We start from the raw sequence: 11,248 nt of genomic DNA, 5'->3' as shown, positions 1-11,248 counted from the left end.
CATTTCTTACGCACTACATCATCCAAATAAGTCTTAGTGCAGGAAAGGGAACCATGTTATATAGTCAGGCCATAGACAACCGAGCACAGTACTCGGATAAAAGTGAGGGAGATGCATATGAGCACTACAAATAATATGAAAGTAGCAAATTTCCAAGCGAAGAAGCCCATTCAACGACAGAACAAAGTTTGGAACAAGCTAAAGCGTGATAGATATTTATATCTGCTGGGCTTACCAGGGTTGTTATGTATGATTATCTTTAAGTATACACCGATGTGGGGTGTACTGATCGCGTTTCAAGATTATTCCCCATTTCTAGGGTTTTTAAAGAGTGAATGGGTTGGTTTTGAAAATTTCACCTTGTTCTTCAATAATCCGGATTTCTTCATGTTATTAAGAAATACGCTAGCCATTAATTTGCTTAGTCTTGTTTTCTTCTTTCCTGTTCCAATTATATTATCCTTAATGTTGAATGAGGTTCGGAACGAAGTGTTTAAGCGGACGATTCAATCGATTGTATATCTTCCTCACTTTCTGTCATGGGTAATCATTGCCGGTCTTACCTTTACAATGTTTTCTACTGGAGAAGGACTAGTCAATAACGTTCTGATCTCGTTGGGTTTTGATCGAATTGAATGGTTAACGACACCTGAATATTTCTGGGGCTTCCTCACGGGCCAGAGTATATGGAAGGAAGCAGGTTGGGGGACAGTAATCTTTCTAGCAGCGATGGCCAATGTGGATCCTCAGTTGTATGAAGCCGCACGGATCGATGGAGCCAATCGAATTCAGCAAATGTGGAGTATTACGATCCCTGCAATCCAGAATGTTATTATTATTCTGCTTATTCTGAAGCTCGGACACATTATGGATGTTGGCTTCGAACAAGTCTTCCTATTACAGAATTCAGCTGTATCAAGTGTATCCGATGTATTTGATACTTATATCTATCGTGTAGGTGTGAAGCAGTCTCAGTTCAGCTATACCACTGCTGTAGGATTGTTCAAGTCGGCGATCGGGCTCCTGCTTGTCATCTTATCTAATAAGATGGTTAAGAAGGCTGGAGGATCAGGTTTCTATTAATAAAATAAAAATATAAAAGAATAAAATCAAAAGGAGTGTCAACTATGCGAGAATCGCTAGGGGAGAGAATTTTTGCTAACATAAACGTTATTTTACTAACTATAATCGGCCTTATCTCATTATTTCCCTTCTATTATGTTCTTATTAACTCGTTTGCGGATCCGATAGAAGCAGCAAGTAAAAGCTTTATCCTTTTTCCAGAAACATTTACGTTATCAGCTTATGAGTACATTTTTTCCACCAAAACATTTATTCGATCACTTGGAGTCAGCGCCTATCTGGCTATCTTCGGAACTGCACTTAGTCTGATGGTATCTGCTGCATTTGCTTATATGATCTCGAGAAAAAGATTGTTCGGGCACAAGGTGTTGATGATTGCGCTGTTGATTACGATATTGTTCAGCCCTGGTATTATTCCGAATTACTTGGTTATAAGGGAACTTGGCCTCATGGATAGTCTATGGTCTATAATCCTGCCCGGATTGCTCAGTGGTTGGAATGCTTTGCTGCTCAAGACCTTCTTCGATGGTATTCCTGAAAGCCTAGAAGAATCCGCACATATTGATGGGGCTAATGATCTCAGAATATTCTTCCAGATCATATTGCCTCTATCGCTGCCAGCTTTGGCTGCATTCGGATTATTTTTTGCAGTTGGATATTGGAATACATTCTTTAATGCACTTCTGTATATTTCAGATCCTGACAAACGACCGCTGCAAGTTTTGTTGCAAGGCATGCTGGTCATGTCAGAGACAGGCATTGGGGACCCTACAGCTGGAGCTGAAGCCGGACAACAAGTTCCGCCGCAGACCATCAAGATGGCAGCTGTAATTATTGCCACGGTTCCTATTCTTATAGTGTACCCATTCCTGCAGAAGCATTTTGCCAAGGGTGTTATGCTTGGCTCTGTTAAGGGATGATTATCACATAGATTGCTAATTATATTAGAAGAGAAGAAGGGGATGAAAAGAAATGAAAAAGAAATTATTTACGTTAGCTCTGTCTTCAACGGTATTATTGACTGGTGCGCTTGCTGGTTGTGGCGGTAATAATGAGGAGACAACACCAGAAGCATCAAAACCTGCTGCAGAGAATTCTGTAAAAGAGCCGACAAAGATTAGTCTATCAACGATTAACTATGGTGCAGAAGCTCCGGCTAATGACAATGCAATTGAACTTGAGATGGAGAAACGTACAAACACCAAATTGGACATAACCTATGTGCCTTCTAATAACTATGGAGATAAGTTTCAGGTCATGTTGGCTTCAGGACAAATTCCTGATGTTCTTTTAACCACATGGATTTACGATGCTGCTGTTCTGAACGCTATTGATAGTGGAGCCTTTTGGGACTTGACTCCGTTTTTGAAGGACTATCCAAACATTGCAAAAACATATCCAAAAGAAAGTATTGATAACTCCAAGGTTGACGGTAAAGTTTATGGTTTGCCTCGCCCTCGTCCGCTCGTTGGAGGTGCTCCATTCCCAATGTTACGTCAGGATTGGCTTACAAAGTTAGGTTTAGAAATGCCTACAACTATGGATGAATTGTATACCGTTCTTAAAGCCTTCACTGAGCAAGACCCGGATGGCAACGGCAAGAAAGACACTTATGGCTTTAGTTCGAGTGTCGCAGAAGGCTGGATGGATAAGCTTGAGTTTGTGGAAGATGTATTTAATGGATATAACGGTTTTTATGTTAATTTACCTGGTGAGCCTACAAAAGTTAAAGATTTTGAGCCTGCTACTCGTGATGCAATCTTATGGCTTCAAAAAGCGTACAAAGAGGGAGTTATGGCACCTGACTTTGCCATCATGGAGAGCACACAAGTCATTGATATGATGAAGCAGGGCAAATTAGGAATGATGCCTAGTGCGATGGATTCTAAAGTGTTAGGTGAAATCCTTCAAACACTGTCAACGATAGCTCCAGATGCAGCCCTTGAACATGTACCAACCTTAGTTAGCCCTGCAACTGGAGAAAAGTATGCTATTAAAGAAGGCGGTTTCTTCGGAAATTACTTGATTTCCAAGAAAGTACCGGAAGAAAAGGTGAAGAAAATTCTTGAGTTCTTTGACTATGGCGCTACTCCTGAAGGTATGGAACTTGCGAACTTTGGACTGAAAGATGTTCACTTTACAGAGACAGACGGCGTTAAAGTAGTAAATGAAGAGTTTACGAAATTGGCAGGTAAAGCATTAAGCAATATCTGGACGAATGTAGATCCTTACAGCCGTATTGTACCAGCTCCTGGATATCCGACAGCATATTTCGAGCGTGACAAGAAGGTCATTGCTGAACGTATTGAAAATGGTGTGTATATCAACAATAGTGGAGTTAGTTCCGAAACGGATACTAAGGTAGGGCCGGAAATTGGTAAGAAAATTCAAGACATGAAGATCAAAGTTATCATGGGTAAAGAACCTATCGAATCTTGGGACAAGTTAGTTGAAACAATGAAAAAAGATGCTAATCTTAACAAGATCCTTGTTGAAAGAGAAGCCAGCTACAAAGAATTGTTTGGCGCTAAATAATTTTATATAAAATCTTGTAGTATGTAAAAAGGTTAGTGGGCTTATGCCCACTAACCTTTTTTTGCGTATGTTACTTCCTCAAATAATGAGACGGATTAAAGCCCATAACCTGTTTAAATAATCGACTGAAGTAATACACATTACCGAATCCGGTCTGTGATGCGGCTTCTGTCACGTTACATTCTCCGCTTAATAGCAAATCCTTAGCTTTACCGAGCTTAATCTGGTTTTGGTAATCCAATATAGACTGGCCCGTCACTTTCTTAAATACTAATCGAAAGTGTGAGGGGCTTAGTCCGGCCAATGCCGCCAACTCCTGCACATTATAATGAAGACTGTAATTTTCCTGCATCAGATTGATGATGTTCTCAATAGCTGGTGTATGGGGAGAGTTGGGTAGAGAGAAGGTTCGAGCCCGAATCATGTGGTACAGAATTTCCATGACTATGCTGCGGCAATACAGTAAATGGCCGGGCTTCTTACCGGTCCATGCCGGTCCCAGCGCTTGGAACAACTCTACAATTTTATGATAGAAAGAAGAATGAATGACACCGGAATAATAAGAGGGAAATCCAGTTTCCCCGGAAGGGCTCTCCAGATCGAAAGCTACCATATAAAAGCCCCAAGGATCATCCGTATCACTGATTCCGGAGTGGGCTAATCCCTTCGGGAAGTAGAGCAGATCCCCCTTTGTAATCATGTGATTGGTTCCTTCAATATTATAAAGGGCTTTACCGCTTTTATTGATGGCCAGGATATGGTGAGTCCGATTGCGAATTTCTCCGGTTCGCCAGGAGGGATCAGGCTGGCGCTCAAGTACATAGCTGATATCCGATACAACGAAATCATACATAAACCAATAACACCTCACTTCAACTTATCATTATTGCTTATTATAACATTCCCTACTGACGTATGAATATAAGCGAATCGGATAAAACAAACCTTATTACGTGCATGGATGAAAAGGCTTACTCCGCTTATGATTTTAATAAGAGAAATCAATCTATTATAAATCGACATGGAGGCATTGCTATGAATTTGGATGAATTTACAGCATCACGGGAGCAGCATGAAATTGTAAAGCTGCCTATCTCGGAGAAAGAGTTATGCGATCGTTATGAACAGGTGTTCACCTCTGCAGTTAATGATGTTCTAAGAGAATTGGGATATGTATACCAGACGATGCCTAAAGAAATTCTTCCGCTCCGAGAAGACATGAAGGTAGCGGGGATCGCATTTACGGTCAAAGGCTCAAAGAATTTGACGCTGACCAGTGAGATGGAGCAACGGGCAAAGATGCTGGAAGAACTGAATGAGGATTCGATCTGCATTTGGGATACAAGCGGCGACGATGAATCTGCCCAGTGGGGAGAGATCATGACGATGGCCTCTAAACGTCGGGGTTGCAGAGGTGCAATCGTGGATGGCGGGGTACGTGATACAGATAAAGTCTTAGAACAGAATTTTCCGGTATTCTGCAAATACAGAACCTCAAACGGTATGTTGGGACGCTTTCGGATGATTGGCTGGCAGATGCCAGTGAAGCTGGGTGATGTGTTCGTTTACCCGGGTGATGTGATCCTGGGCGATATTGATGGCGTTATCGTAATTCCACGGAATCTGGCCTACGATGTACTGCTTAAGTCAGAGTACATTAAGGAAAATGAGAAAGAGATTAAGCAAATGATTGTAGACGGTTTGACACCTACGGAAGTTGTGAAACGTGGCGGTTATTTCTAATCATGGGTCTAAAACAGGAGGAGAGAAAACGATGAAAGCAGCAGTTCTTACTGATTGGGAGCATATTGAAGTTAAGGATGTACCCGTACCCGTATTAGGTGAAGAGGAAATTCTTATTAAAGTGAAATACGCAGGCGTATGCGGCTCAGATGTGACCATATATAAGGGAAAACATCCATCGGCCAAAACTCCTGTCATTCTGGGACATGAGTTCACCGGGGTTGTAGAGAAAATCAATTCTTCCAAGCGTTCAGATCTTAAGATTGGTGATCGTGTAGTTGTAGAACCACTTATCAGCTGTGGGGAGTGCGCTGCTTGCCAAGAAGGCAACTGGCATGTGTGCCGGTCGTTGAAGTTGCTCGGCATCCATACGGATGGTGGATTTGCTGATTATGTGAAGGCTCCGGCTGCCAAGGTCATTAAGCTGAAGGACTCTATGTCAGATCGGATAGCAGCATTGACTGAGCCCTTCGCAGTAGGGTTCCATGTGAATCAGCGCGGTGGAACGAAGGCAGGAGACAAGGTCCTTATTATTGGCGGTGGACCTATTGGTATGGTGATCGGTATTGTAGCAAAACGTTGCGGAGCGGACCGGGTAGTGTTCACGGAACTTAATGAAGCTCGTATTGAGATAATCAAGTCCTTTGGATTCGAGGCTATTAATCCAAGTCATGAGGATGTTGCAGCCCTATCCGCTGAGATTACCGAAGAAGCAGGCTATGATGTAGTGTTCGAGGTATCGGGTTCGCAGGCGGGATTGATTAGCGCAACGGATTTGTGCGCCATTCGTGGTACTGTTGTATTCGTCGGGTTTCCCCACAAACGTCCAGAGGCGGATGTGCTGAAGACGATTTTCAAGGAACTAACTCTTGTCGGCAGCCGAGTGTATACCTTCCAAGACTTTACTCGCACGGTTCGGATGTTGGAAGAGATCGTAGAATCTAAGCAGTATGATCTGGAGAGAATTATTAGCGACACGATGCCTGTAGAAAAGGCTGAAGAAGCCATCCAAAAGATGATTCGTGGTGAGAACCTGGGCAAAATCCTATTAACTTACTAATCCATGAAAGGGGTAGTGCAAATTGAGATCCTTGCAGAATAAAGTAGCAGTTATTATAGGAGCAACTGGAGGTATGGGTACGATATTGACTTCGGAACTTGCCTCCCAAGGTGTGAAGTTGGTATTGGCTTCCAACGACACCGAAATGTTGAATCAAATGAAGACAGAATATGAAGCCAAAGAGGTTTCTGTAACTGTTGCGAAGTTGGATGTTACTAACGAAGAAGAAGTAAAAGCTGTATTTCAACTGGCGCAAAAAACTTACGGGCAAGCAGATATTCTAGTCAATCTGGCTGGACTGTCCATTCCTGCTAAGGTAGAGGCCATGGCAGAAGAGCAATATGACGTAACCATGGATGTAAATGTGAAGGGTACATTCCTTTGTTGCAAGCACTTCATCCCGATGGCCAATAAGGAAGATGGAGCCCATATTATCAATATCGGTTCTATGGCCGCCAAACGGGCTAACCCAGGAGCCCCAATGTATTGCACGGCTAAGGCCGCAGTTAATATGTTCTCCCAGGGTCTTGCTATGCAGGTGAAGGACCAGAACATCCGCGTGACCACCTTGAATCCAGGCGGAGCAGACACTGCTTTTTGGGGAGATCGCCAGGTTCCTAGGGAAAAATTCCTGAAAGCTTCTGACGTAGTGGATGTCATGCTGTTCGTTTTGACCCGGGATACTCGCGTTGTATTTCATGATATTGCATTTGAATCCTTTTTTGCCCTATAAAATAAACAACAACTTATTAATAGAAGATATAGGAGGAATACGCTCATGATTCTTGAAAATTTCAATCTAAAAGGTAAAGTAGCGATCGTAACCGGTGCCAGCACTGGACTTGGCAAAGGTATGGCTCTCGGATTGGCCCAAGCGGGTGCGGATGTCGTTGGTGTCGACTATGTGGACATGCCTGAAACAGAGGCGGAAATTAAGGCTTTGGGAAGACGCTTTGTTGGAATTAAAGCCAATCTAATGACTACAGAACCTATCAACGGGATTATTGCACAAACGGTTGAAGCATTTGGAAGACTTGATATTTTGGTCAACAATGCAGGCATTATTCGCCGAGCGGATTCCATAGACTTCACAGAGCAGGATTGGGACGATGTTATGGATATTAATGTGAAGTCTGTATTCTTCTTCTGTCAAGCCGCTGCGAAGCAATTCATCAGCCAGGGTAATGGCGGGAAGATCATTAATATTGCGTCCATGCTTTCTTTCCAAGGGGGGATTCGGGTACCTTCGTATACCGCTTCCAAGAGCGGAGTGATGGGTATTACTCGCTTGATGGCCAATGAGTGGGCGAAGCATAATATCAACGTCAACGCCATTGCTCCAGGTTATATGGATACCAATAATACAGCTCAGATTCGTGCGGATGAAGCGCGGGACAAAGCCATTTTGGAACGGATTCCTTCTGGACGTTGGGGAATGCCGGGTGATCTAGCTGGGCCCGTAGTCTTCCTGGCATCCGATGCAGCTCAATATGTAAATGGATATACATTAGCTGTTGATGGTGGCTGGTTGGCAAGATAACGATAGACAAGAAAGAATATAACAAAGGGCAGAAAACAGCGTAACAGGCTGCTTCTGTCCTTCTCCCGTTAGGGATAACTCATATGCACGAACTGACTTTATTTTGGACAAAAGGAGTGTATTCATATGAACAGTTTAACTGTCGCCGAAAAGCTGTATGATACTTATGAAAGTGTGGAGGAAGTGAAGCATTATTACGGTTTGCTTGCTATATACGCACTTGTCCGGACTGCCCAATCAGGTGATAACGCCAAGCTGCAAGACCGTTGCCGAACGATTCTGAACCGTTTCCCTGATGGAATGGAGCACCCCCATTATAATTTCCCCAGCTATCGAATTGGCGGGTTGGCCAAGGCTTTTGCATTAATGGTAGGTCTAATGCCGGGGACTGAGGATCAGGTGAGGGAATATGCTGAGGAGCTGCTCACGGCACCGCGGGATCGAAAGGGAATTATAAAAATGCCGGGCTCCGGGGATGCGGATCTAATCTGGATTGATGTGGCGATGGCCGTTACGCCGTATCTTTTATTTGCAGGTGTTAGCCTAAAGGATAACCGATATATAGATGAAGCGGCTAAGCAAACATTTCTGATGATTGATGAATTCATCAACCCCTCTAATGGGCTACTGCACCAATGCAAAAACTTTCTGGGGCCGGGCCGGTACTCTGAAGATCATTGGAGCCGAGGAAACGGTTGGGGATATCTTGCATTAACGGAACTGGTGCAGTATTTACCCGAAGGCTCTCCGCACAGAGAGAAAGCAGAAACCTATTTCAAGGATCTATCGGATGCTATTCTTCCTCACCAGAGCAAGAGAGGCTTATGGCGTCAGGAAATTCCCTTCGAATATTCATATGAGGAATCATCAGGTACAGCAATTATTCTATATGGGTATGGTGTAGGTCTTCGGTTGGGGATCTTGGATAAGGATAGGTATACTGTACCCTTTCAAAAGGGTATTTCCGGGTTATATCAACATTGCGTAAATCCTGATTTCTCTACAGAGCTAAGCTGTCCGGGAAATCTATGCCCTGGTGAAGGTGATGAAAAGGGGACCGTCAAAGCCTATGTTACACTCCCCTTGCCATACCGGAACGAGCATCACAGCTTTGGTCCTTTCATACTGGCTTTTACAGAAGCTTATGCTAACGGAATCAGTGAATTGAACAGAGATTAATTACTCTATGAATACAAGGAGATGTACCCATATGGTATGGCTTGCACAAGAAGAGATTCAAACGATAAGGGATCATATTGCAACAGGAGATAAGCTGGATCAATTATGGCAGTGTCTAGTACAGCGTGTTGAGAAGCAAACGGGTACTCTTAAGCTGGTACAGCCAGGAGATACCATAGAATGGTGGCACTTGGCCTGGGAACGGATCAGTGACGCAGCTTTTGTCTATGCCATTAACCGCGACGAGCGTGTCGGGGAGTGGCTAAAGCATAATGTGCATGAGATTATAAATAGACCGGGCACAGATTGGCATGGTCCTTCATTTCGTGGACGTGCGGTTCCTCAGTATGGGGTTCTTGAAACTACTCATGTAGGAATGGCAGTTGCTGAAGCCTACGGGCTGTGCCCCGAACTGTTCTCAGAATCTGAGAGAGCACTTATCTTTGAAAAGATAAAAGACGAATGCCAGGCACCATGTAAACTTTCATTAGACAATATGTCTTCTAAGAGGGGTAATTTAAGCAATTGGTTTATGGTACTGTTGAACGGTTTCGGAACCTCATCCATACTTCTGGATGACCGTGAGGCAGTGTTGGAAGCCATTGCTCATTATCAGACGGCCTTCCGTATGTTTAATGCCGATAGTTATGGCGAATCCCTTCAATATTGGAATTATGCCGCTCACCACCTGAGCAATTTTCAGGAAATGCTAACCCGTTATGATCCAGAACTGGCTAAGCAAACGGATTTGATGTGTTACGCCCGTTGTATTCCATGGGCTGTTCACTCCTTGATGTACATGAAACCACTTGGAACCTCCGAAGAGAAGATTATGCCACGCTCCCTCAACTTTGGAGATTCAGCAGCCATTTTCCGTCCGAGTGCCAATCTTCTTTTACAGGTGGCCAAACGCGCTAAGGAAGAATCCCCACAGTTGGCTGGATTGGCTCGATGGTTGTTTGAGGAAACGTATTCTGTTCTAGAATTAGAAAGAAATGAATTAGCAACCTTTGGCTTCATTAACTCCTTTCAGTTCATGAGCTTGCTCCATTATGCCGAGGCGGCGGCACCATTGTCTCCTGAAGCAGCAGGACTTCCGCTATCGCAGGAATTCGAGGCAGGGAACGTCATCATTCGAGACGGCTGGCAGAATAATGGAACGGTAATGGGAATGCAGGCCGGCTATGATGTGCTTAATGTAACCAGTCATAATCATATGGATCAAGGTTCTTTTATACTAGCTCATCATAATGAACGTTTCTTCATCGATCCGGGTCATGCTTGCTATCGATTGGAAACCCAAGCGAAATCTATTGCAACTTTTTCCCATAACACATGGACTTTTCAAGTGGAAGGTCAGAAGGATCCCTTGGTACAGCAAACGATTGAGGGAGTGAACTTCTGGAATCCCCAAGAATCTTTAGTTAAACGGGAAGTGGTTAGCAGTAAGGATGGAATAACCGTTGTACGTTCCGATCTTGAGGCGTTATACGGACCCTCCATTTTAAAAGCGGAGCGGACATGGGTAACGTCATTTCCAAATGTCATGATGATTATTGACAGGATTACTACGGATGTACCCGTGAAGACGCAAACGCACTTCATGTTAAATAATCGAGACAGTAAATTACAAACAAATCTTTACTCCGATACGAAGATCGTTCTCCGGCGGGGTGGAGCAGCGACTAAGTTTTTCTTAATGGATAGCTTTTCAGGGAATGTGAGTTCTTCCTGTGATCGGAAGTTATCCTGGGGATTCATGCATGATTATTATCACTCACTGCCCAATCAGGACGGTCAAGGAAAGGAAGGCAGCGCGCTTCGTGTCACCTATGAGAATAATGAATATGCGAAGGAGCATGTAATGGTGTATGCCTTCGCTATGGACGCTATTGATAATATTACAGGCTGGCATATTTTTAATTATGCACCCAACGTATATCTTGTAGAATCACCGAATAGGGATGGAGGTCTCACCGTAGAAGTTAAATCGGATGGTGGACTTGTGATTAAGGATAACGGTACAGGAAGTGTTTATCGGCTCGAAGAGGGTGGAGAACTTCTGAAAGAGATTTCTGACGAAATAAATCCTCTTTCGTAAGGAGTAT

At 43.6% G+C, this 11,248-nt stretch carries 10 protein-coding genes; 9 read left to right on the top strand and 1 reads right to left on the bottom strand.

All coding sequences use genetic code 11. From position 1 onward, the window contains the following. Positions 1 to 135: 135 nt before the first annotated feature. The 3 genes from PWYN_RS04670 to PWYN_RS04660 are packed head-to-tail and all read left to right on the top strand — an operon-like array spanning position 136 to position 3,618. Positions 136 to 1,083: an ABC transporter permease gene (locus PWYN_RS04670; RefSeq protein WP_036653245.1), complete on the top strand. Its 948-nt coding sequence runs from the start codon at positions 136 to 138 to the stop codon at positions 1,081 to 1,083. Positions 1,084 to 1,127: 44 nt separating this feature from the next. Further along, on the top strand, positions 1,128 to 2,003 hold the full coding sequence (locus tag PWYN_RS04665; protein ID WP_036649012.1) for a carbohydrate ABC transporter permease: 876 nt from the start codon (positions 1,128 to 1,130) through the stop codon (positions 2,001 to 2,003). Positions 2,004 to 2,055: 52 nt separating this feature from the next. Beyond that, the gene (locus PWYN_RS04660) at positions 2,056 to 3,618 is read left to right on the top strand and encodes an extracellular solute-binding protein (protein WP_036649010.1); all 1,563 of its coding nucleotides are present in this window, start codon (positions 2,056 to 2,058) and stop codon (positions 3,616 to 3,618) included. A gap of 70 nt (positions 3,619 to 3,688) precedes the next feature. Here the strand turns inward: PWYN_RS04660 and PWYN_RS04655 are convergent, their stop codons facing one another. Continuing rightward, positions 3,689 to 4,471: an AraC family transcriptional regulator gene (locus tag PWYN_RS04655; protein ID WP_036649009.1), complete on the bottom strand. Its 783-nt coding sequence runs from the start codon at positions 4,469 to 4,471 to the stop codon at positions 3,689 to 3,691. 182 nt (positions 4,472 to 4,653) lie between these two features. On the opposite strand from PWYN_RS04655, the gene PWYN_RS04650 reads away from it, so the two are divergent. The 6 genes from PWYN_RS04650 (at position 4,654) to PWYN_RS27805 (ending at position 11,241) form a co-directional block, all read left to right on the top strand. Beyond that, the gene (locus PWYN_RS04650) at positions 4,654 to 5,361 is read left to right on the top strand and encodes an RraA family protein (RefSeq protein WP_052087749.1); all 708 of its coding nucleotides are present in this window, start codon (positions 4,654 to 4,656) and stop codon (positions 5,359 to 5,361) included. Between the two features lie 31 nt (positions 5,362 to 5,392). Next, positions 5,393 to 6,421 (top strand): zinc-dependent alcohol dehydrogenase, encoded by a 1,029-nt coding sequence (locus PWYN_RS04645; protein WP_036649007.1) that lies wholly within the window; start codon positions 5,393 to 5,395, stop codon positions 6,419 to 6,421. 22 nt (positions 6,422 to 6,443) lie between these two features. After that, the gene (locus PWYN_RS04640) at positions 6,444 to 7,154 is read left to right on the top strand and encodes an SDR family oxidoreductase (protein WP_052087748.1); all 711 of its coding nucleotides are present in this window, start codon (positions 6,444 to 6,446) and stop codon (positions 7,152 to 7,154) included. A 45-nt stretch (positions 7,155 to 7,199) separates the two neighbouring features. Beyond that, positions 7,200 to 7,961, top strand: a complete 762-nt coding sequence (gene kduD, locus PWYN_RS04635) for a 2-dehydro-3-deoxy-D-gluconate 5-dehydrogenase KduD (RefSeq protein ID WP_036649005.1) — start codon at positions 7,200 to 7,202, stop codon at positions 7,959 to 7,961. A gap of 126 nt (positions 7,962 to 8,087) precedes the next feature. Beyond that, positions 8,088 to 9,140: a glycoside hydrolase family 88 protein gene (locus PWYN_RS04630; protein WP_052087747.1), complete on the top strand. Its 1,053-nt coding sequence runs from the start codon at positions 8,088 to 8,090 to the stop codon at positions 9,138 to 9,140. A 31-nt stretch (positions 9,141 to 9,171) separates the two neighbouring features. Continuing rightward, entirely contained in the window at positions 9,172 to 11,241 is a 2,070-nt protein-coding gene (locus PWYN_RS27805; RefSeq protein WP_052087746.1) for a heparinase II/III domain-containing protein, read from the top strand. Positions 11,242 to 11,248: the final 7 nt, after the last annotated feature.

The organism is Paenibacillus wynnii (assembly GCF_000757885.1).
Lineage (GTDB): Bacteria > Bacillota > Bacilli > Paenibacillales > Paenibacillaceae > Paenibacillus_AQ > Paenibacillus_AQ wynnii.
This window is presented reverse-complemented; position numbering and strand designations above follow the sequence as displayed.